Source organism: Erythrobacter sp. JB1-7 (genome assembly GCF_057365015.1).
In genome coordinates this window covers 337,653-360,232 of sequence record NZ_CP200291.1, presented here as the reverse complement: position 1 = coordinate 360,232, position 22,580 = coordinate 337,653, and the positions used below count along the sequence as shown (strand labels likewise).

The following is a 22,580-nucleotide window of genomic DNA, read 5'->3' as shown; positions in this document are numbered from 1 at the left end:
TGGCTATGGCCCGAAGAAAATCGGTTCATCGCCCGCTTTCCAGGGGTCAAATTTGGGCATGACCGCCTTGAACAGATCCGATGCCAGATGCCCCTCTAGCCAGCTTTGCAAATGCGGCAGGTCAAGCGCGTCGAACCAGCTGCGATCCGTGTTGGCGAATTGCCGAATGAACGGGAACAGGGCGATGTCAGCAAAAGTGGAGCGGGGGCCAAACAGGTTTTTGCCCCCCGCCAATTGCGCATCCAACCGCTCAAGGATCGCCAGCCCTTTTGCGCGGTGGTGCAGCCGAAACGCGGTTTCATCGCCGCCGTTTTCTTCCGGGTAGCGAACGGGGTATTTGTACCGATCAAGATGGTGTTTGAATGCGTCATCGTTTTGCTCAATGACAGCAGCATCATCATGGCCCAGCCAGCCATCTGGATCGTTCTTGGCCAGCGCCCAGCGCATCACGCCAAGGCTTTCATCAATCACCGTGTCATCCGGCAAGACCAGAACGGGCACTGTCGCCTTGGCGGATGCCTCGTGCAGTTCCGGGGGCTTATTGGCCAGCTTTACCTCGCGCAGTTCCACTGTGATGCCAGCGGTCCATAGCGCCATGCGCGCGCGCATCGCATAAGGGCAGCGGCGAAAGCTGTAGAGGATGGGAGCCGCGTTCATTTGTCCGCCGTCCTCTTTGCCCTTTCGCGGCGGCGGGCCAGTTCCATCTGCCGCTGGCGTTCTGCATATCGCTCGCGCTGCGCATCGGTTTTGGTTTCAATGCACAGTGGGCACGAAATGCCTTCGGCATAATCGGGCGATGCCTTGTCCTCATCGCTGATAGGATAGCGGCAGGCGCGGCATAGCGAATATTCGCCCACTTCAAGCCCGTGTTTCACCGTCACCCGCTCATCAAATACAAAGCAATCGCCCCGCCACAGGCTTTCATCAGCGGGCACATTTTCGAGATATTTGAGAATGCCGCCATGCAGATGATAGACATCCTCCACCCCTTCTGATCGCAGAAAGCTGGTGGATTTTTCGCAGCGTATTCCGCCTGTACAAAACATCGCGACTTTCTTTTTGCCGCTGAGCAATTCTTCGCGGTGGGTGCGAAACCAGCCCGGAAATTCGCCGAAAGCTGCAGTTTGCGGGTTTATCGCGCCGTCAAATGTGCCCAGATCAACTTCGTAATCATTGCGGGTGTCGATCACGATGGTGTCGGGATCGGATATGAGTGCGTTCCAATCGTGCGGATCGACATAGCGCCCGGCGCTGGCGCGCGGATCAATGCCGGGTTCTCCCATGGTCACAATTTCGCGTTTCAGCCGGACTTTCATACGGTTGAAAGGCATGGTTTTGGCATAGGAGAATTTCACATCCAATTCATCGCAATCGGGCAGGGTGCGAATATGATCGAGCACTTGGGTGACCGCTTCGGGTGCGCCTGCAATTGTGCCGTTGATCCCTTCGCCGGCGAGCAAAACGGTGCCTGCCGTGCCCGCTTTTTTGCACACCGCCTGCAATGGGGCCTGCAAGGCTGCAGGATCAGCAAACGGGGCAAAGCGGTACAGCGCGGCGACTTGGATGGGCAATTCAGGCGTTGGCATAATGCCGCCCCTAACCCGGCGCAGGGCTTCGCGACAAGAGCGTGCGCCGCTCAGGCGGCTTGATCTTCGCTTACAGGGCGCGCTGACAGGTCGCGGCGCAGCAATTTACCCAGCGGATCGCGCGGCAGCTGATCGACAAATTCGATGTAACGCGGGCGTTTGTATCCGGCGATTTTGCCTTTGAACCGCGCGGTAATCTCCTCACGCGTCAAATGCGCGCCCGGTTTCAGCACAACAAAAGCCTTCACCGCTTCGCCCCATTTCTTGTCAGGCACGCCTGCACAGCCCGCGTCGAGAACTTCGGGCATGTCGGCAAACACCGCGTCGACTTCCGCCGGATAGACGTTTTCGCCGCCCGTCTTGATCAACTCTTTTGCTCGCCCCAGCAGATAGCCAAGCCCGCGTTCATCCATCCGGCCCAAATCGCCCGTGCGCAGCCAGCCATGGCCCAGCGCCGCCTCGCTCGCGGCTTCATTGCGCCAATAACCCAGCATGACAGAAGGACCGCGAAGGCCAATCTCGCCTTCCTCGCCGGGGGGCAATTGGTTGCCTTCGGGATCGAGAATAGCCATTTCCACATGCGGCATCGGCCAGCCGATAGAGCGGGGATGTTCGAGCATATCGGGATAGTCGATAAAGGTGGCAAAGCCGCACACTTCTGTCTGGCCATATCCGCCCACAACGCGGCAATCCCACTGCTTTTCAAACCCTTCATAGATCTGCGGCTTACCCATGCCAGACCCGCCAGTGTATTTGGTAAGCGGCATCACCCCGCCGCGCACTGCGTCCATTTCGAACCAGGGAAAGCTGATCTGAGGAAAGGCGCTGGTGGTGGTGCAGTGTTCGCGGTGGATCAGATCAAGCACCTCTGCAGAGCCCATATCGCGTCCGGAAAACACGCTGCATCCCCCGCAGGCGAGCATGGCGGCTATCTGCTGCATGCCCACAACATGAAACAGCGGATTGATCGAAAGCAGCCGCTCCTCCTTGGTAAAGGCGCGCCGCACTGCAAATCCCATCGCCGAAGACGCGACCGCGCTGCCAGCCTGAAGGCACCCTTTGGGCTTTCCCGTCGTGCCGCTGGTATACATCATATAAAGCGGGCGTTCGGGCGGCAGATCGGGCAGAGGTTGCGCAGGCTGAGGCGCGCTTACGATGCTTTCAAACAGGCCGTCTTTGCCGTGCGCTTCATCCACCACGATGGTTTCCCCCGGCGCGCTTTCAGCCAGCAGATCGGCAAAACGCGGGTTCACAAATGTCATCGAAGGCTGCGCATTACCGATGATCCAGCCAAGTTCACCAGGCGCAAGCCGCCAATTGAGCAGCACTGCGATCGCGCCGATACGCCCGCAGGCCAGCAAAGCGGTGAGGTAAGGCGCGCCATCGGTTAACAATAGCGCGACCCTGTCCCCGCAGGAAATCCCGCGCGCCAGCAGCCAATGCGAAAGCCGTTCTACCCGCACATCAAGCTGCGCATAAGTCAGCCGCTGGGCGCCATCCACGCACGCCTCTCGCGGCGCGTATTGGGCAGCATTGACGCGCAGCAGCGTATCGAGCGAGAAATCGCGAGGGTGGGAATGGGGGCGGGGCGCCATGGCTCTCTCCTTTGGCGCGAAAGTTAATGCGGGATGGGCCGGCTCACCATGCGCGTTTTTGAGGGCGGGTGAGGGCGCGCGCGATTACGCCTCGTCAAGGACCGTCCCGCATCGCCCGCAGACCCGATTGGGCCACGGCACCACGAACATGCCGCGAAAAAACAGGTTTTTGCCGCAAGTGGAGCAGTTGAATCCCAGCATCCTTCTGTTTGCCGCCACCAGACCAATGATCGCGGCGGCAAAAGCAAAGGTAGAATGACCAAAGAAACGGTCCACCACCAATACAAACAGGATCGCAACCACCAGCGATCCGGCCATCCACCACGCATGGCGCACAGCGGCGGCGTATAGGGTCATGGCAATTGCTCAAACACGGTTTTGGCAAAGCTGCTCAGCGTATCATCGCGCGCGCCCATTATGACGATGCGGTCCCCCGGTTTTGCCATAGCAGCCATGCGCGCGCCGCAATCCGCGCGGTCCGGGATGTGCTCAGCAGATCCGCCTGCGCCGTTGATCAAGGCGATGATCCGCTCGGTCCCTTCGCTGCGGTCGACTGTGCCGCCAAAATAGACAGGATCGCACATGATCGTCACATCATCTGTATCAAGCAGATCGGCAAATACCGCTGCGAGTTCATCGCCCATCTGCTTCAAGGGGCCATATCCATGCGGCTGGAAGAACGCGATCACGCGCCCCTCGGCCGCTTTCAAAGTGCGCAATGTGGCCGCGCATTTTTCCGGATTGTGGCCGAAATCATCGATCACCGTAATGCCCGATGCGCTGGTCCCCACCACATCAAACCGGCGGGCCAGCCCTGCAAAAGAGGCAAGCGCATGGGCCGCCTTTTGCACATCCACGCCGGCGGCATTCACTGCTGCAATCGCCGCCATCGCGTTCGACAGATTGTGCCGCCCCGGCATTGGCAGTTCGAGCGCAAAGGCCTCTTTCTTGCGAGTGTCGACAATGGCGGCGCTGATGCCAAAGCCGGTTTCCTCAATCGAGCCGGGCTCTATCGCCAGATCAGCTTCGGTGTTCTCGATCCCAAAGCTGATATATTTATGCGCGCGCGCGGCCAGCATGCGGGCTTCTTCATTGTCGAAATTGATCGCCGCGCATCCTGATGCCGCGACATAATCGCCAAACAAGACGCGCAATTCCTCGATGGATTTGTGATCGAGGCTGACATTGAGCAGCACGCCGATGGTTGGGCGATACAGCGCGATGGAGCCATCGCTTTCATCCACTTCGCTCACAAACACTTCGCGCCTGCCGATCCGCGCGCTGGCAAAGGGATTGCTGGGCGAGATGAAGTTTTTCATCACCGCCCCGTTCATCACTGTGGGGTCAAAGCCGGCTTCGCACAAAATCCATGCGATCATGCCTGTCACGGTTGATTTGCCCGATGTGCCGCCGACTGCGATGGAATAGCCAGCATCGTTGAAGAAAGCGGACAGCAATTCAGCCCGCGTCATGCGGGCAAGGCCAAGCTCTTTTGCGCGCGCGGCGTCGGGCACCGTGTCTTCTACGGCGGCAGAGGCGATCAGGATCTGGCCCTCAGCAATTCCGCTTCCATCCTGCGGCGACAGGGAAAAGCCATTTTCTGCCAGCCATTCAAACTTGGCAGGCGTGCGCCCCTGATCATAGCTGCGATCAGAGCCTGCAACATCGTGATCCATGCCCCGCGCAATCTGGGCAAGCGGCAACATACCCGACCCGCCGATCCCGCAAAAGAACAAGGGGCACCCAGTTATATCGTCACGTTCCGGCTTAGCTGTCATGGCGCATACGGTTATGGGCTTGCGTTAACGCTGACAAGCGACATAGGCTGATGACATGACAAATATTGCAATTTGTGCCCCGGCAAGAGGGATTTCGCGCGGTTCCGCTGATGCATTGGAAGAACTGGTCGCTGCCGAATTTCCCCAGCACCGCGTGACCTTTCACGAACAGTGCTTTGAACGCGAAGGGCATTTTGCCGGAAATGATCTGCGAAGGCTTACCGCGTTTCTGGAATGTGCGAATGATCCCGCTTTTGATGCGGTGTGGTTTGCGCGCGGCGGCTATGGCTCCAACCGCATCGCCGAAGCCGCAGTGGTGCGCATGAATGAAGCGGCGCGCGCCAAAACCTATGTGGGCTTTTCAGATTGCGGATATATGCTTGCCGCGCTGTACCGCGCTGGCATCGGGCAAAGCGTGCATGGGTCAATGCCGGTCAGCGCCCGGTCTGAAACCGGACGCGAAGCGGTGCGGCGCGTGCTCCGGTGGTTTGGCGGGGACAATTCGGGGCTGGAGCCCAGCCTTAACGGCGCAACGCCTGCCGCCGCGTTCAATCTCTACACTCTGGCTATGATCGCCAACACATCTTTGATGCCGGATCTGTCCGGTCATGTGGTGATGGTGGAGGAAGTGAGCGAGCATATCTATGCGGTTGATCGGCTGTTTTTTCACCTTTCCGGCAGCCTGAAAGGGCGCATTGCAGGGCTGCGATTGGGCGAGGTTTCCGACGTGCCTGAAAATGACGTTGAATTTGGGCAAAGCCTTGATGAGATAGCGCAGTTCTGGTGCGACCGGGCAGGAATCCCCTATCTGGGCCGCGCGCGTATTGGGCACACGGCGGATAATCATGTGGTGCCTTTTGGACTTGCAGGGCCAGCTGCCCGGCCTTAGGCGAAAGGGGACTTTTGTTCAGAACCCCAAGCCGCCCGCTCCCTCCACCCTTCCACCCGGATTGTATCCGAAAATATTCCGGGTGGAAGGGTGGAGGGAGCGGGCGGCCCGGAACAGCCAAAGAGAATAACGCATGCAAGCTTTCGTATTCCCCGGACAAGGCAGCCAAAAAGTCGGCATGGGCACAGACCTAGCCGCCGCCAGCCAGGCGGCCCGCGATGTTTTCGCCGAAGTGGATGATGCTTTGTCGCAAAAACTGTCCGCGATCATGGCGGACGGGCCAGAGGATCAACTGACTCTTACCGAAAATGCACAGCCAGCCATCATGGCCAATGCCATGGCAACCTTGCGCGTGCTTGAAACCGATTTTGGCGTCAGCCTTGCCGATACAGCGCAAGCGGTCGCGGGCCATTCGCTGGGCGAATACACCGCCTTGTGCGCAAGCGGAGCGTTTGATCTGGCGACGACCGCGCGCCTGCTGAAACTGCGCGGGCAGGCGATGCAGGCGGCTGTGCCCGTGGGCGTGGGCGCGATGGCGGCATTGCTGGGCGCTGATATCGAAAAGGCAAGCGCGCTGGCCGATGCTGCTGCTCAAGGTGAGGTGTGCGAGATCGCCAATGACAATGATCCGGGGCAGGTCGTGCTCTCCGGCCACAAGGGCGCGATTGAACGCGCCGCCGCGCTGGTCAAAGAACACGGCATCAAACGCGGCGTGCTTTTGCCGGTATCGGCACCGTTTCATTGTTCGCTCATGCAGCCCGCCGCTGACCGTATGGGAGAAGCGCTTTCCCAAACGCCACTCGCTGATTTTGCTGTCCCGCTTTACGCCAATGTGACCGCTGCCAAAGTCATTGATCCGAATGAAGAGCGCGCACTGCTCGTCCAGCAGGTCACAGGCCGCGTGCGCTGGCGTGAAAGCGTGGCGCAGATGCATGCAGATGGTATCGAGAGCTTTGTCGAACTGGGCGGCAAAGTGCTCTCCCCCATGATCCGCAAGATCGCAGGCGATGCGCAAACCACCAGCCTTATCACGATGGAAGAAATCGAGGCTTTCGCCAAATCGCTGAGCTAAGGCCTAAGCGTCTGATACATTTTGCATTCAGGTAAGTTTGCGTTACTTCTCCCCATAGCAACTGGGGAGGGGCAAATGGCGATTTTAAGACCTGCACGAATTGCTTTGTTCGCAGCCGGATTGTTGGCCGGATTATCGGCCTGCGCCAGCCTGCCTGATCCTGATCGCAATCCGGGCAGCATCCCGACCTTTGCCAATGCGGCTGAAGTAGACGCCTATATCGCCGCACAGAAGCGTGAGGAAAAACGGCTGATCGCGTCCCGGCCTCAATCATATGCAGAGGATGAGTCAATCGTCGTCACGGGTTCTCGCGTTGAAGAAGTCGCGATCACCAACAACCAAGAAGCAGGCATAGACGAAGGCGGCATTGTCAAAGCCACCGGCGAATTCCTCGTCATTCTGCGCCGGGGCCGCGTTTATGTTGTGCGGCACGGCGAGGGCGCTTTGGAGAAAGTCTCCAGCATCGATGCCTTCCCGCCCGATGATCCCACACCCGGTGACACGTGGTATGATGAAATGCTGCTGTCGAACGGCATGGTCGTCGTCATCGGTTATTCCTATGGCGAAGGCGGCACCGAAATCTCGCGTTTCAAATTGTCAGATGCGGGCGCGCTGTCTTATATCGACACGCACTATCTGACGAGTTTCGATTATTATTCATCGCGAAATTACGCGACCCGCATGATTGACGGCGAATTGTGGAGCTATTCCCCAAGCCCGTTTCGTGAAAACTGGCGCGAAACGCTTCCCTTTTTGGAGCGGCGATTGCCCGATGGAACCCGCGTTAAAGTGGGCGACAATCTGGTGCCTGAAAATATGGGGCTGTCGGCGAGCATGCTGGGCGATGTGTCGCCGGCTGCTAACCTGATGCACGGTTTCACGCGCTGCGATGTGCTGGAGCCGGAGCTGACCTGCACGTCGCGCGCCGTGCTGGGCACCTATTCAGCCGAGTATTACTTTGCGCAGGATGCCGCTTATCTTTGGACGGAAGAAGGGCGCGCGGGTTGGCGCTGGCGCGGGACTGATCAGAAAGAAGGCCATGTGCTTTACCGCGTCCCCTATGATGGTTCAGACATGACAGCGATGGGCGTGCAGGGCGCACCGATTGATCAGTTTTCCTTCCATGAGGATGATGACACCGATAGCCTGTTTGTCCTGACCCGCGGCGAGTTCACTTTTGCGGGCACCAGTTCCATCGGGGCAACCATGTGGGACAGTGAATTTTCCGAAGGCGATACAGCCCTTGTGCGCGTGCCATTGGACGCAATGGGCAGTGGCTCAGAAAACTTGCCGCAGGGCCTGTTTCGCAGTCTGCCAAGCCCCGATGGCTGGCGCGTTCAAAACCGCTATGTCGGGCGGCATTTGCTTTACTCTGGCGCGCGTTACCGCAGCGAAGGGGAAACGCCTGAGGTGTATGTCACTCCGCTTGATGCAGGCTGGGCGCAGCGGATCGAATTGCCGCACGGTATCAGCCGGATTGACCGGCTTGGCTCTGATGGGGTGGTGATCGGGCAGGACAAGGACAATCAGCTCGGCTTTACCGCGATTGAACTGAGTGAGGCAGCAAAGCCTGCAAAGCGCGGCACAACCAGCCTGCTGCCCGCCACCGATGAAGGCGAAAACCGCAGCCATGCGTTTTTCTGGCGGCCCGATGCCAATGCGGCAGAAAGCGGCAATGGCGTAATGGCGCTGCCGGTGAACAAGGAATTGGACGGGTATGACTTTGAATTTCTCGGGTCATCGACAGCCATGACGTTCCTGTCGCGCGAGGACGGCAAACTGGCCCCTATTGGCGAACTTGACACTGTGCCTGATGCGACGACACTGGCTGAGGCGCAAAAGATGCAGGATTTGGCCGATGAAGGCGATTGCAAGGCATCCTGCACCGATTGGTACGGCAATGCCCGCCCGATCTTTATCGGCACACGCATCTTTGCGCTGATGGGTGATCAGATTGTCGAAGGCGAGATCGCAGGCGGGGCGATGCGGGAGATTAAACGCATCAACTTTGCCCGGTGACAGGCATGCTCCCCGGTTGACCGCGTGCCTCCATGCGCGCAACAGGGCGAACATGCATTTATGGAGGCACATTTGTTCGATCTTACAGGCATGAACGCGCTGGTTACCGGCGCATCCGGCGGGATTGGTTCGGCGATTGCAATGGCGCTTGCAGGGCAAGGCGCGCGGATCGCTTTGTCAGGGTCCAACGGGGATAAGCTGCGCACCTTTCGCGAACAGCTAATCAGCGAAGTGGGCTCACCCGAAGCTGGCGATCATGTTGAGATTACGTGCAATCTGTCTGACGCCGCTCAGGTCGAGGAATTGATCCCCGCCACGCTCGATACGCTTGGCGGGATTGATATCCTCATCAACAATGCCGGGATCACGCGCGATAATCTGGCGATGCGGATGAAGGATGAGGAATGGGATCAGGTGATCCAATTGAACCTGGAAGCAGCCTTTCGCCTGATGCGCGCCAGTGCCCGGCCGATGATGAAAGCGCGCTTTGGCCGGATCATCAACATCACCAGCGTGGTGGGCACGACGGGCAATCCAGGGCAAATGAACTACGCCGCCGCCAAGGCTGGCCTTACCGGCATGACCAAGAGCTTTGCGCAGGAAGTCGCATCGCGCGGGATCACTGCCAATTGCCTTGCCCCCGGTTTTATCCGCACGGCCATGACATCGGCTCTCGACGAAAAGCAGCAGGCGGCAATCAATGCGCGCATCCCAGCCGGTAAAATGGGCGAGGGCGATGATATTGGTGCAGCCGCTGTCTATCTCGCCAGCCGCGAGGCAGGGTACGTCACGGGCCAAACGCTGCACGTTAATGGCGGAATGGCGATGACGGGGTGATCCGGCTGGGTGTGAAGGGGAACAAGAGGCGCAATCCGCCCCCTTATCCCCAGCGCAATTCCCCCTCGTAAAGCTACAAACTTGCCCGTATTGTTATCGGCGCTAAGGTTTTGGAATGAATTCCCTTGGGGCGGGATCGATTCCATCGGTCACAGCCCCAATGCAACACAAACGATAGGCAAAGCTGATGAAGGCTACGATCGAACGCGCGACGCTTCTTAGGTGTCTCTCCCATGTTCAATCGGTGGTTGAACGCCGCAACACCATTCCGATCCTGTCCAATGTCCTGATTGAGGCATCGGATAGCGGCGATGTGAAAGTCATGGCGACCGATCTCGATCTACAAGTGATCGAAACGATGAGCGCATCGGGCGTGGAAAGCGCTGGTGCCATTACGGTTTCCGCGCATCTGCTGTTCGATATCGCTCGCAAACTGCCCGATGGCAGCCAGGTCAGCCTTGAAACCGCAGAAAACCGGATGGAGATCAAAGCCGGGCGTTCGCGGTTCAAACTGCCGACCCTGCCGCGCGACGATTTCCCCGTGATTGTCGAAGGTGATTTGCCGACCTCGTTCGAGCTTCCGGCCAAGACATTGGCTGAAATGATCGACCGCACCCGGTTCGCGATTTCAACCGAGGAAACGCGCTATTACCTCAATGGCATCTTCCTGCACGTCACCGATGAAGACGCGCCTGTTTTGAAAGCGGCGGCAACCGATGGCCACCGGCTCGCGCGCTTCACCTTGGCACGCCCTGATGGCGCAGAGGGCATGCCCGATGTCATCGTGCCGCGCAAAGCGGTCGCCGAATTGCGCAAATTGCTGGATGAGGCAATGGACGGCGCGGTGCAGATTGACCTTTCGGCGAGCAAGATCCGTTTCACTCTTGGCGGTGAAGGGGGCGTGGTGCTGACTTCGAAGCTGATCGATGGCACGTTCCCCGATTACAGCCGCGTTATCCCCACGGGCAATGACAAGCTTTTGAAAGTCGATCCCAAGCTGCTGTTCGCAGGTGTGGACCGGGTCGCCACCATCGCGACCGAAAAAACGCGCGCGGTGAAAATGGGGCTGGATACGGACAAGGTTACTTTGTCTGTGACATCGCCTGACAATGGCACCGCGACCGAGGAATTGGCCTCCGAATATCAGTCGGACGGGTTCGAGATTGGCTTTAACGCCAATTACCTGAAAGACATCCTCGATCAGATCGACAGCGACGAGGTTGAACTGCACCTCGCCGATGCAGGCGCGCCGACGCTGATCCGCAAGGATGAAAGCTCGCCTGCTTTGTATGTTCTGATGCCGATGCGGGTGTAGCGGTTCGCTCACCTGCACTATGGCGCAGGCCCGCATCTTTGGCACGGTCACTTCGACCTATACGCGCATTGTTCAGATCACGTGCGAGGAAGCGGGCGTAACCCACGAAACCATCGCAACGGCGGCGCATTCGCCTGCCAATCGTCATCCCTTTGGCAAAGTCCCTGTGGTGGAGATTGATGGGCTTGAACTGATCGAAAGCGCCGCGATCGCCTGCTATATCGACAATGCGCATAATGGCGGGGCGTTGCAGCCCGCAGACCCCGCCACGCGCGCGGCATGCGACAAATGGATCGCGATTGCCAACAATTACCTGTTTCCGCTGTTTGAACGCGGGCTGGTTATGCCGTGGATCATGCACCGCTTTGCCGGCCAGCCAATTGACCCGGAGAAAATGAACGCGGCTCTCCCGCAGATCAGCCGCGCATTGGGTTTTTGCGAGGCGGAATTGCAGCGCGATGGCGCGTGGCTGCCGCTTGGCTTCACCATGGCCGATGTGTTCCTTTACCCCGTGATGCGCTCCCTCCAACTGACCCCTCAGGGCGGTGTGGGCATTGGCCAATGCGAGGCTTTGATGGAATGGCTGGGGGATTGCGAAAAACGCGCTTCTATTCAGGCAACCCGCTGGGAAACCGAAAGCTGATCGGCTAGGACGGGGCGAAACAGGAGAGACAGCGCAATGACACTCACACAGGTCCACGTCCGCAAAACCGAACTCACTCACGCAGAGCTTGCCTCTGCCGATCTTGGTCCGCTGGGCGAAGGGGCGGTGCGGATGCAAGTGGAAAGCTTCTCCGTCACGGCCAACAACATCACCTATGCCGTGGTGGGCGATGGCTTTGGCTATTGGAATTTCTTCCCCCGCGCGCTGATGATCCGGAAGGCCTTGGCATTGTGCCGATGTGGGGGCACGCGAAGGTTACCCAGAGCAATTGCCCGGAAATCGCAGAGGGAGAGCGCGTCTATGGCTATCTGCCCATGGCGAGCCATCTGGATGTCGTGCCGGGCAAAATCAGCGCGTCAGGTTTTACCGACACGGTTGATTATCGCCAGCCGATGAGCCCGGTCTATAATCAGTATTCGCGCCTTGCTGCTGATCCTGAGCACGATCCTGCGCACGAAGCAGAGCGGATGATCTTTGGACCTTTGTTCAAAACGGGCTTTCTGATCGAATATTTCATGCGCAACGAAGGCTGGTTTGAAGCTGAGCAGGTGATCCTGACCAGTGCGTCTTCCAAAACTGCCATGGGCCTTGCCAGCGTGGCAAAGCAAAACTCTCCCGGTATCAAGCGTATCGGCCTGACATCGCCCGGCAATATCGACTTTGTCGAGAAGACGGGGCTTTATGACAAGGTGTTTGGCTATGACGAGATTGGCCGCATGGTCATCGCGCCCAGCGTGACGGTGGATTTTGCCGGCAATGCGAAAGTATTGGCGAACTTGCATACTCATTTTGAGGCAACTCTCAAATATTCATGCCTTGTGGGCGCAACCCACATTGAAGAGCGCGGGCCAGGCATGGGCGGGGCAGAAGGCCTTCCCGGGCCCAAGCCCACTTTGTTCTTTGCGCCTGATCACATGGTTGCGTTCTTCAAGGAGCACGGGCACCAGGGCGGCGCGGAATTGGTCGCGAAAAGCTGGCGCGGGTTTTTGGATGTTGCTGCGGCGAGCGTCACGATTGATACGCGCGCTGGGCTGGAGCAGGCCCGCGATGTCTATCTTGAGATGCTGGGCGGTTCGGTTGATCCGGCGCAGGGCATTGTCATCCAGCCGTGAAAACCCGCATCACCGTGCCGATTGCAGATGCGAAAAGGCCCCCGGCAGCGCACAAAGTGCATCTGGCGGGGGCCTTTCAATTGTAGGCTGCGTCAAAGCAGCCCGGCAATTTCGTGAGCCTTACGGGCTGGTGGGCTGATCGTCATCGCTTGCTGCGAGGACAACGAGGCCAACAATACCGGCGATGAGGGCTGCGATCAGCACGCCTTCAGCGCCGCCGCCGAGGTTTTCACCATCGATGACCGGTGCAACGACCGGAAGGCTTTGAGCGGCAACAGGTGCACCCGCAAGTGCAACAGCGCCGAGCATAAGAGCAGTTTTCTTCATTTTGATCTCCTTTAGACACTCGATAGCCATCATTGTGTCCCAATTCAACACGGTTCCGCGTCAAAAAGCACCGTTACGGCGATTTCATGAAGGTTTAATGGACGCGCGCAAGAATATTGACGCTGAAACATTTCTTTACATTTTGGTTTGTTTTTGCGGCCTTGTAGCTGCCTTTATCGTTGCTCTGCTGATTGCAGGTTGATCAATTCGCGCCCGCACCAGATAGCCGCGTAAGACTGTATTCGATTCGCAAAAGGCACCGCTTCCATGCATCTATACCTCTTGGCGCCCCTCGCTGCCGCTGTGACCTTTGCCGCCACGCCTGCTGCGATTGCGCAAGCCCCGGACCGCTCCGAAAAAGCGCACCAGACATGGCGGCTTGTCCCGCAAACGGGGCTTTCGGCGATGCTCGATTGCTTCGAGGCTGAAGAGACAACGCTGATCTCTGCGCATCGGGGCGGGCCATCTGCCGGATTGCCGGAAAACGGGATTGAGACGATGGACGCCGTCCTCACCGCGATCCCCGCCATTATGGAGGTTGATGTCGCGCAGAGCAGCGACGGCGTGCATTATCTGATGCATGACCGCACGCTTGACCGGACCACCACGGGCACTGGCAAAGTGACCGAGCGTGAGTGGAGCTATATTGAGCAGCTGAACCTGGTCGATGAAGCGGGATGGCAAACACCCTACCGCGTGCCCACTTTGGCCCAGACATTGGAATGGGCACGCGGGCGCACAGTGCTGCAAGTGGATTTCAAACGGACCGCGAATTACGCAGCGGTGATCTATATGATCCGCGCTGCCGGCATGGCTGATGCGGTTATCCTGATCGCCTACACCACCAAAGCGGCGCAAGAACTGCATGCGCTTGCCCCTGAAATGTTGATCTCGTTTTCGATAAGCGATGCCGATGATCTGGCCGCTGCCGTTTCTGCTGGCATTCCCGCAGACCGCATTGTCGCTTTTACCGGCACGCGCACCCCCAAACCTGATTTATACCGAGCCTTGGACGAGGCAGATGTTGAAGTGATCTTTGGCACTTTGGGCCGCTCGCCTGCGTCCATCGACAATGTGATCGGCCGCTTCGGAACCGATGAACGTTACGCAGAATTGGGCGAGGGCGGGGTCGATATCCTCGCCACGGACCGCCCGCGCGCAGCTGCCAAAGCGTTGGAGGCAGCCAAACGATTGCCAGTATCAGGGCGATGCGGGGTCAGCCGGTAAGACCGCCCCTGTAAACCACCGCCTTTTACGCAGCCTGTTTTTCGGCCCGTTCGGCTTCTTCGCTGGTTGCCGGACGATCGAGGAATTCGCGCATCGCGGCCACGCATTCTTCCTTGTGGCTCAGCAGGAACAGATGTCCGCCGCCTTCCATCACCACCAATTCTGAATTGGGGATCAGCATGTCGAGGAATTTGCCATTAGCCAGCGGCACAATCGCATCATCATCGCCCATCATGATGAGCGTGTCCTGCTTCATCAAAAACGGCAGCGCAGGCGCGCTCGACCAGCCCAGCATGCACAAAAGCTGATACATATAACCGCGCGGGGAAGGGGGCTTCAGCCGCGACATATGCCCGCCTTTGCCCGAAGATTTGCCAAGCCCTTCGCCATACAGCGTTTCGAAATTGGCGATCATGAAATCGGGATCGATATAGCGGCGCGGATTGGCCATTTTGGTGAGTGCTTTCGGACTGCCCGGCATCATCAGCATGCCTGCGCTGGTCGCGATCAGCACCACGCGGCGTGTGCGGCCTGAATGCTGCATGGCAAAGTGCTGCGCCATGCCTCCGCCCCAGCTTATGCCCATGACATCAACCGTGCCAACGCCCAATTGATCGAGCAATTGCGCCGCCGTCCAGCTCATCGTGAAGGGGTTATACGGCATCAGCGGATCGGGCGATTCGCCAACGCCCGGCATGTCAAACATGATAAAGGCGCGTTCGGGCAAAGCGTCTGCGAGCGGAGCCACCGCTTCGATATTGGCGCCGATCCCGTTAAAGAACAAAATGGGTGGATGATCGCCCGGTTTATCGAGCCGCCACGTAGCAGTCCGTAGCGTCCGCCCGCCAACCTCGCGCATGCTGACATGCGCATTTTTCATACCGTCTGACACGTTTTCCCGTCCTTTTTCAGCGTCTCCAGCACCCCTGGCGATCCCTGCCATAAGGCCCTTTTCGGGTTGGAGAGCACCCTCGATGATCCCTAACGAGGATGCTCTCCACAAGCTGTAAACGCGTTAATATGAAACGGTTATATCAGACTTCTTCGACAACGTAGAGTCCCGGCGCGCTTTCGAGCGGGGGATGCGCTTTGCTGCCAACAGTTTTGGGAGCGGCTTTTTTGGTGCCAGAGCGTTTTTGGATCCATTCCATCCATAACGGCCACCAGCTGCCTTTAACCTCTTCGGTGCCCTGCAGCCATTCATCTGCGGTTTCCGGCAATTTGCCGCGCTTTTTCTGGACGAAATATTTCGCCTTGGGATTGGTTGGCGGGTTCAAGATCGCCTGCATATGGCCCGATTGGCTGAGCACATAGGTCACATCTTTTGAGCCAAACAGCTGGGTTGACCGATATGTCGCTTTCCACGGCGTGATATGATCGGTCACCCCGCCAAGGATGAACAGATCGGCGGTCACATTGGTAAGGTCAATCTTGTGATCTGCCATTTCAGTGTTGCCGGGCGTGGAAAAGGCCAATTCCTCATACAGCGTCAGAAAATCGCCCATCAGGCTGGCGGACAGATTGGTCGCATCCGCATTCCAGAACAACACATCGAAGGCTGGCGGGTCCATACCCAGCAGGTAATTGTTGATGACATAATTCCAGATGAGATCATTGGGCCGCAGCCAGGCAAAGCCGCGCGCCAGATCATCGGCTTTGATAACGCCTTTCTTCGCCGCACGCTGCTTGGCGAGCTGAATGCCGTTCTGGCTGACCAGCGATCCGGCCTCGATATCGGTGGCCTTGGGATGCAGCACGCACACCATCAAAGTCAGCGTGCCCAGGATGTCATTACCGGTCGCTGCCAGCTTGGAGGCAAGCACCGATGCGGTCTGCCCGCCCGAACACCCGGCAGATACGTTGACTTTCTTTGAACTGGTAATTTCGGACACGATCTCCAAGGCTTCTTCGCAAGAAGCGATGTAGTCCGCCATATCCCACTTGCCTTGCTCCTTGGACGGGTTGCGCCAGGAAATGACAAAGGTTTGAATGCCGTTATCAACCTGCCATTTCACCACCGATTTTTCCGGCGACAGATCGTTGATATACATCTTGTTGATCTGCGGAGGGATGGTGAGCTGCGGGGTGGCGTAAACCTCATCCGTGGTCGGTGCATAATGCACGAGCTCGTACATTTCAGTGCGGTGGACGACATTGCCTTTGGATGTCGCGATGTTTTCGCCCAGCTTAAACGGGCGCTTGTCCACCTGGCTCACCATGCCTTTGTTATGGACGATATCGTTATAGGCGTTTTGCAGACCCTTTATCAGCGACAAGCCGCCTGAATTGATGATCTGCTTTTGCGCAATCGGATTGCCAGCCAGCGTGTTGGTCGGGGCAAGGCTGTCGATTATGATGTTTGAGATGAAATTGGCGCGGTTGCGTTCCAGATCGTCCAGTTCCAGCTCTTCGATCCAGCCGCTGATCCCCTTTTGCACGGCGAGGTAATATTGCGCGCCGGCTCTGAAAAACGGGTTGAACTGCCAGGCGGGGTCCATGAAACGTTTGTCTTTGGGATGGGGGGCAAGCTCGCTTTTGCCGGTCATGATTTTGACCATGTCCTCACCCATGGTTTGAGCATGGCGCATGATCCTGCCGGGATCCGAAGCCGTCTCGCGCAATAACAACGCAACCGCGCTGACAAAATCCTCACGCGCAACGCCCACCAGCGGGCCCAGCGCATTGGTGGATTGGGCTGCTTCGTTCTCCAACTTGACTGTTTCGTGCGCCATTATGTCCCCTCTGCCATTACAGGCCCGTGCGGGCGGTGATCTTTGTCACTCGCCCTTAGTGCTTATCGTGCTTGTTCTACGCAAACATCTTCTTTGGGTTCCTTGTGCCGCTCAATGCCAGCTATTTCAACCCGGTCGCTCACAGCGCACCCGCCAGGATAGGCATGCGGATAAAAGGTTCAGTCAGGATTACGGTTTCTAAATCCTTCCACGTTATCGCCCGTCCGGCAAAACTGAGTGTTCCTCCAGATCAAGGCATAAGTTGACAATGGCGAGCCTGCTTTCGCGTCTTACCAAAGGATCTGAGCCGCCGGCCGAGGCGGCGGATGAACCAGCTGCGTTCAACCCTATTGCGCTGAAGGATCAGGCGCGCCGTGTTGCTTTGCTTGACAGTCTTGAGACATCCGGGCTCGGATGGTTTTGGGCGAGCGATGCCGAAGGCCGCATCACGTATATGACTCCGGCTGCGCTGGAGAAACTGGAGCTCGAAGAATGCGACGTGCTTGGTCAGCAGGCTTCAGATTTATTCGAAGAGGATAACGAGGCAGAGCGCGACGAGGCGCAGCGGCCTTTGCGGTTCCTGTTTGCGGCGCGCAATTCCATTGCATCAAGCGCGGTTAAACTGACATCGGGCGATAAAGAGGCCTGGTGGGAGATATCGGGCAAACCGCATTTCGACAGCGAAGGCGAATTTGCCGGCTATCGCGGAAGCGCAAAGGATATCAGCCACGCGCACCAAAACCGGGTTGATGCCGAACGCTTGTCACAATTCGATTCGCTGACAGGCCTGTCAAATCGTCACCGTATGGCGCGCAATCTTACGTCCACTTTGACCGCGTTCAAACTGGCGAAGCGCAGCTGCGCTTTGATGATGCTTGATCTGGACCGGTTCAAACAAGTGAACGACACTTTGGGTCATCCAGCAGGCGATGAACTGCTCAAGCAGGTTGCAGCCCGGATCAAACGGATCATTGGAGACAAAGGCGAAATTGGGCGTCTTGGCGGCGATGAATTTCAGATCATACTGCCCGATATGGATGATCGCGGGGATTTGGGCGATTTGGGCCAGCGCCTGATCCAGATGATTTCGCAGCCTTATTCGATCGACGGTAGCCGCGCGGTGATCGGGTCATCAGTGGGTATTGCAACAGCGCCCTATGACGGGATTGACACCGATGAACTGGTCAAAGCGGCGGATCTTGCGCTGTACGCTGCCAAAGGCGGCGGGCGCGGCCAGCACCGGTTCTACACCTCTGACTTGCAGGACAAGGCCAGCCACCGCCACCAGATCGAGGCTGATCTGCGCGATGCCACGGCAAAAGATGAGCTGGAAATGCATTACCAGCCCATTGTTGATGCAACAACGCACGAGGTCGCGTGCATGGAAGCCTTGATGCGTTGGAATCACAGCGAGAGAGGTATGATTTCACCGGGTGATTTCATTCCAGTTGCTGAAGAAGTGGGCCTGATCCGCGAGTTGGGGGAGTGGGCTCTTACCGAAGTCTGCCAGCATGTGACGACGTGGCCAAACGGGGTGAAAGCCGCAGTCAATGTCTCGGCTGTGCAATTTGCTTCGGATGATTTTGTCGAAATCGTGCGCAATGCGCTCAAGAAGACAGGCGTCAATCCGGGGCAGATCGAACTGGAGATCACCGAAAGCGTGTTTGTAGGCGATGTCGAACGCACATTACGCGTGTTTAAGAATCTGAAAGCTTTGGGCGTGCGCCTGTCGCTTGATGATTTTGGAACCGGCTATTCTTCACTCAGTTATCTGCGCGATGCGCCATTTGACAAAATCAAGATAGATCAGAGCTTTGTGCGCGGTTGTTCAAGCGGTTCCAACAATAATCTTGCGATTATCGCAGCCGTCGTCAGCCTCGCCAGTGTGCTCAATATGGAAACCGTTGCCGAAGGCGTGGAAACCAAAGATGAATTGACCGCAGTGCAAAAACAGGGTGCCACGCATTTGCAAGGCATCCTTTTTTCACGCGCAGTGCCGTTGGAAGATGTCCTGGAGCGATTTGAGTCTGGCGATTTGATCTATGCTCCGCGCGGGCCGGAACGCTTTCGCGAAGAGCGCCGCACCGAGTTTCGCAAGATCGGACTCATTCACGGCGATCACCGCTACACCGTTTTCCTGCGCAACTTGTCGAAGACCGGCGCGAAAATCGAAGGTCTGCTTGATGTTCCGTTAGGTACAAGCGTTGTGCTTGATCTAGGCGGCGGCCAGCTGGCGGTTGCCATCGTGCGGCGTTCTGAAGGTTACAGTCAGGGGGTGGAATTTGAAAACTCGCTGATCAGCGACGGGGCAGATGGATTGTGTACTCGCCACCGGGTGTCGCCATACCAGATGGAGATGGCGGGGCGTCCTTTACAGGCGCTGAAAGACGATTCGTATTCCGGCCTGATGCATGCGCGTCCAACCACGCCCAAGGCCTTTATCGAAGTGCAACCTGCGCTCAAAAAGCGGGACTGATATCAATCGTTATGACACCGCCAAGACTTTTTCGGCGCGATGGCCGGACATCCATTAAAAATCCTTGATTTAGTGCTCCGGGTTAACCGTTTTTCAAATGGGTAAGCGCCATTGACCGTGGATGACTAACCGCGCCCTTAATCCTGCCAGCGCGCCGTCCGATGACGGCCGTGTGCTTGCGCGTAAGGATAACGCGGAGATAGTGGCGAGCGGTGATGGAACGCGGCCCGGTCGCCGGTCCCATGGCAACCCGTCTCAAACCAAGAATAAGTCCTCAAAAAAGCGCGATTTTGGTCACCGCAAAGCAGATGACAGACGCCGTCCTGTGCGCGATCTGTCTGCGGCTTTGGACGCAAACGACCTCGATGACGGGATCGAACGCCTCGCTCACCATTTTTACCTGCCGCGCAATCCTCGCGGGATGGCGCTGTTTATAGCGCTTACCTATCTGATCGCCGCTTGCGTTACGGCCAAGGTTCCTACGGGATTGCCGATTATTGCCGGTCTTGTGTCTGTGGGTGTGTTTGCTTTCGGAGAACGTCTGGCAAGAATGGAGCGCAATGCGGGGCTTTCGCGAATGGCGCGCTTTGCTTTGCTATTTTCTGGGGTGATAATCCCGCTGGTTTGTGCGGGATATGTTTTTGCAAGCTGGGTGCAATACGGGCTTGCCTGGCAATGGGCGATCGGGTCGGTCGTGTGCATCAATGCGGCATCTGCGGCTTTGTTCGGCACGCGGATAGTCTCGCTGTTTTGCGCAAAGCTTGCCGTGTGGGCGGCGTTTGCCTCTGTGAGTTATACCTTTCTCACGGTCACCGCATTGATCGGGGCCGCGCTTGCGCTAATCCTGGTTGCGCGGTTTGAATGGCAGGCTGCGGAAAAGCGGCGGGTGGCCATTGATGCGCGCGAACGGGTCGCCGCGCGCGCTGAAGACATTTTGCGCAGTTTTGAGGAAACCGGCCCCGGCTGGTTCTGGGAAACCGACCGGCGCGGCCTTATCAGCTATATCTCCCCGTCTGCAGCCGCTGTAATGGGCCGCACGCCTGATGAATTGCGCGGCACCCCGTTAAGCGAAATTGTCGATGCAGCCCCCGGCGCCGTGGCGGCGGAACGCAGTCTTGGCTTTCACTTGTCTGCCCGTTCTGCATTCAAGGAACTGGAACTGCGCGCCGCTGGCACAGACAGGCTTTGGGCGCTGACAGGCCGGCCTGTTTATGACAGCTTTTCAAACTTTTGCGGGTTCAGAGGGCACGGCACAGACCTCACCGAAAAACGCAGCAATGAACAGGAAGTCACCCGGCTGGCGCATTATGACAGCCTGACCGGACTGGTGAACCGCGCGCAGATGAGCGATCTGCTCGATCAGATTCTCTCCGCCCCGCAGGAACGCGAACGTGCCTGCACGGTGCTGATGCTGGATCTTGATCGGTTCAAGCAGGTCAATGATACGCTGGGCCATCCCGCAGGCGATGCTTTGCTGAAACAGGTGGCGCAGCGGCTGGAGCGGGTGCTTGATGGGATCGGGCGCTGCGGCAGGCTTGGCGGCGATGAATTTCAGGTATTGATCCCCGGCAATCAAAGCCGGGATAAACTGGGCTTTCTCGCGCGTGAAATCATCAATTCGCTATCGCAGCCATACACAATTGAAGGGCAGGGCGTGATCATCGGCGCATCGGTGGGCATCGCGCTTGCCCCTGCCGATGGCAGCACCAGCGAAGAGCTGATCCGCAATGTCGATCTGGCGCTGTACGCGGCCAAGGATGCAGGGCGCGGGGTGCATCATTTTTATGACAAAACCCTGCATTCCGCTGCCGAGGAACGCGCGGAACTGGAGCAAGACCTGCGCGAGGCGATTACGCGCGGCGAGCTGGAGCTGTATTACCAGCCCGTCGTCAACACATCGACCGAAAAGATCACGGGTTTTGAGGCGCTTATGCGGTGGGAGCACCCACGACGCGGCTGGCTTTCACCCGATAAATTTATCGCCGTTGCAGAAGATGCAGGGCTCATCGATCAACTGGGTCAATGGGCGCTGCGCACGGCGTGTGAGGATCTGGCGCGCTGGCCTTCGCATATTCAATGCGCGGTCAATGTGTCGCCCCTGCAGTTTTCAAAGAAAGAACTGCCCACAATCGTCGCCAATGCGCTGGCGCATAGCGGGATATTGCCTTCGCGGCTTGAGCTTGAATTGACCGAAAGCGTGTTTCTAAACGACAGCGCGGGCACCGATGCCATGTTCAAAGCGCTCAAACGGGTCGGTGTGCGATTGGCGCTTGATGATTTTGGCACGGGCTATTCCTCGCTTGGCTATTTGAAGAAAGCGCCGTTTGATAAGATCAAGATTGACCAGAGCTTTGTGCGCGGTGCGACCGAGCCGGGCAGCCGCAATGGCGCGATCATTGCCTCGATCAACTCGTTAGCCGAAGCGCTTAACATGGACACAACGGCCGAAGGCGTTGAAACGCTTGATGAGCTGGAATTGATCCGAAAACTGGGCTGCAGCCACGTCCAGGGATATATCTATCACAAGCCTGTTGGCATGGAAGAAGCGAGCGCACTGGTTGAGGGGACCGGCGTTGCCGCAGCCGAAGGCCCCAAATCCGCGCGCGGTCAGCGTCAGGTTCTGCTCAAGCGGATATTCATCAACCACAATGGCAACCGCATGCCTGCCACTTTGCGCAATCTGTCTTCGGGCGGCGCGATGCTGGATGGCTTGTGGAACCTGCCCGAGGGCGCAACGGTGCAGATCGAATTCAGCGCTCAATCAAGCGCGCGTGCCATGGTGCGCTGGTCGGTTGAAGACCGTGCAGGAGTGGAATTCACTCTGCCGCTAAGCCGCCGCGCCGATGGGACATTCGAAGTCCTTAGGGGCGCCCGCCTCACCGCATCCGGGTGATGGTCCCGCAAGGGCTGCCTGCCGCCCGATATGCGCGTTTTACGCGCGCGTAAATTTT

General features: G+C 57.8%; 17 protein-coding genes and 1 pseudogene. 10 read left to right on the top strand and 8 right to left on the bottom strand.

All coding sequences use genetic code 11. The features are described 5' to 3' along the window. Positions 1-3: 3 nt before the first annotated feature. The 5 genes from AC0V6W_RS01740 to AC0V6W_RS01720 all read right to left on the bottom strand — a co-directional run bounded on the left by AC0V6W_RS01740 (position 4) and on the right by AC0V6W_RS01720 (position 4,959). On the bottom strand, positions 4-657 hold the full coding sequence (locus tag AC0V6W_RS01740; protein ID WP_486146553.1) for a glutathione S-transferase: 654 nt from the start codon (positions 655-657) through the stop codon (positions 4-6). Continuing rightward, complete coding sequence (trhO, locus tag AC0V6W_RS01735) at positions 654-1,586, bottom strand: oxygen-dependent tRNA uridine(34) hydroxylase TrhO (RefSeq protein WP_486146551.1); 933 nt, start codon at positions 1,584-1,586, stop codon at positions 654-656. Before trhO ends, AC0V6W_RS01740 begins: the two co-directional genes overlap by 4 nt. Positions 1,587-1,636: 50 nt before the next feature. Then, on the bottom strand, positions 1,637-3,181 hold the full coding sequence (locus tag AC0V6W_RS01730) for a class I adenylate-forming enzyme family protein (RefSeq protein ID WP_486146549.1): 1,545 nt from the start codon (positions 3,179-3,181) through the stop codon (positions 1,637-1,639). Positions 3,182-3,265: 84 nt separating this feature from the next. Then, the gene (locus AC0V6W_RS01725; protein WP_486146547.1) at positions 3,266-3,538 is read right to left on the bottom strand and encodes a hypothetical protein; all 273 of its coding nucleotides are present in this window, start codon (positions 3,536-3,538) and stop codon (positions 3,266-3,268) included. Next, a complete protein-coding gene (locus AC0V6W_RS01720; protein WP_486146545.1) occupies positions 3,535-4,959 on the bottom strand; it encodes a Mur ligase family protein in 1,425 nt (474 codons plus the stop codon). Before AC0V6W_RS01720 ends, AC0V6W_RS01725 begins: the two co-directional genes overlap by 4 nt. Before the next feature lie 55 nt (positions 4,960-5,014). On the opposite strand from AC0V6W_RS01720, the gene AC0V6W_RS01715 reads away from it, so the two are divergent. The 7 genes and pseudogenes from AC0V6W_RS01715 to AC0V6W_RS01685 all read left to right on the top strand — a co-directional run bounded on the left by AC0V6W_RS01715 (position 5,015) and on the right by AC0V6W_RS01685 (position 12,867). Beyond that, positions 5,015-5,848, top strand: a complete 834-nt coding sequence (locus tag AC0V6W_RS01715) for an LD-carboxypeptidase (protein ID WP_486146543.1) — start codon at positions 5,015-5,017, stop codon at positions 5,846-5,848. Positions 5,849-5,981: 133 nt separating this feature from the next. After that, on the top strand, positions 5,982-6,920 hold the full coding sequence (gene fabD, locus AC0V6W_RS01710) for an ACP S-malonyltransferase (protein ID WP_486146541.1): 939 nt from the start codon (positions 5,982-5,984) through the stop codon (positions 6,918-6,920). Between the two features lie 75 nt (positions 6,921-6,995). Beyond that, a complete protein-coding gene (locus AC0V6W_RS01705; RefSeq protein ID WP_486146539.1) occupies positions 6,996-8,939 on the top strand; it encodes a beta-propeller domain-containing protein in 1,944 nt (647 codons plus the stop codon). A gap of 72 nt (positions 8,940-9,011) precedes the next feature. Beyond that, positions 9,012-9,776, top strand: coding sequence for a 3-oxoacyl-[acyl-carrier-protein] reductase (fabG, locus tag AC0V6W_RS01700; RefSeq protein ID WP_486146537.1), 765 nt, complete (start codon positions 9,012-9,014; stop codon positions 9,774-9,776). A gap of 187 nt (positions 9,777-9,963) precedes the next feature. Continuing rightward, positions 9,964-11,091 carry a DNA polymerase III subunit beta gene (dnaN, locus tag AC0V6W_RS01695; protein WP_486146535.1) on the top strand — a complete coding sequence of 376 codons (1,128 nt, stop codon included), beginning with the start codon at positions 9,964-9,966 and terminating at the stop codon, positions 11,089-11,091. Positions 11,092-11,110: 19 nt separating this feature from the next. Continuing rightward, complete coding sequence (locus tag AC0V6W_RS01690; protein ID WP_486146533.1) at positions 11,111-11,734, top strand: glutathione S-transferase family protein; 624 nt, start codon at positions 11,111-11,113, stop codon at positions 11,732-11,734. A gap of 36 nt (positions 11,735-11,770) precedes the next feature. Continuing rightward, positions 11,771-12,867, top strand: a pseudogene (locus tag AC0V6W_RS01685) (DUF2855 family protein). Between the two features lie 120 nt (positions 12,868-12,987). On the opposite strand, the gene AC0V6W_RS01680 reads toward AC0V6W_RS01685, so the two are convergent. Further along, positions 12,988-13,194 carry a hypothetical protein gene (locus AC0V6W_RS01680; RefSeq protein ID WP_486146531.1) on the bottom strand — a complete coding sequence of 69 codons (207 nt, stop codon included), beginning with the start codon at positions 13,192-13,194 and terminating at the stop codon, positions 12,988-12,990. Positions 13,195-13,461: 267 nt separating this feature from the next. On the opposite strand from AC0V6W_RS01680, the gene AC0V6W_RS01675 reads away from it, so the two are divergent. Then, the gene (locus AC0V6W_RS01675) at positions 13,462-14,421 is read left to right on the top strand and encodes a glycerophosphodiester phosphodiesterase family protein (protein ID WP_486146529.1); all 960 of its coding nucleotides are present in this window, start codon (positions 13,462-13,464) and stop codon (positions 14,419-14,421) included. Positions 14,422-14,446: 25 nt separating this feature from the next. Here AC0V6W_RS01675 and AC0V6W_RS01670 read toward each other — a convergent pair whose 3' ends face one another. Continuing rightward, positions 14,447-15,313 (bottom strand): alpha/beta fold hydrolase, encoded by an 867-nt coding sequence (locus AC0V6W_RS01670; RefSeq protein ID WP_486146527.1) that lies wholly within the window; start codon positions 15,311-15,313, stop codon positions 14,447-14,449. Between the two features lie 142 nt (positions 15,314-15,455). After that, the gene (locus tag AC0V6W_RS01665; RefSeq protein WP_486146525.1) at positions 15,456-17,153 is read right to left on the bottom strand and encodes a PHA/PHB synthase family protein; all 1,698 of its coding nucleotides are present in this window, start codon (positions 17,151-17,153) and stop codon (positions 15,456-15,458) included. 268 nt (positions 17,154-17,421) lie between these two features. On the opposite strand from AC0V6W_RS01665, the gene AC0V6W_RS01660 reads away from it, so the two are divergent. Both AC0V6W_RS01660 and AC0V6W_RS01655 read left to right on the top strand, forming a co-directional pair. Further along, the gene (locus AC0V6W_RS01660; protein WP_486146523.1) at positions 17,422-19,629 is read left to right on the top strand and encodes a putative bifunctional diguanylate cyclase/phosphodiesterase; all 2,208 of its coding nucleotides are present in this window, start codon (positions 17,422-17,424) and stop codon (positions 19,627-19,629) included. A 121-nt stretch (positions 19,630-19,750) separates the two neighbouring features. Continuing rightward, positions 19,751-22,522, top strand: coding sequence for an EAL domain-containing protein (locus AC0V6W_RS01655; RefSeq protein WP_486146521.1), 2,772 nt, complete (start codon positions 19,751-19,753; stop codon positions 22,520-22,522). Positions 22,523-22,580 lie beyond the last annotated feature (58 nt).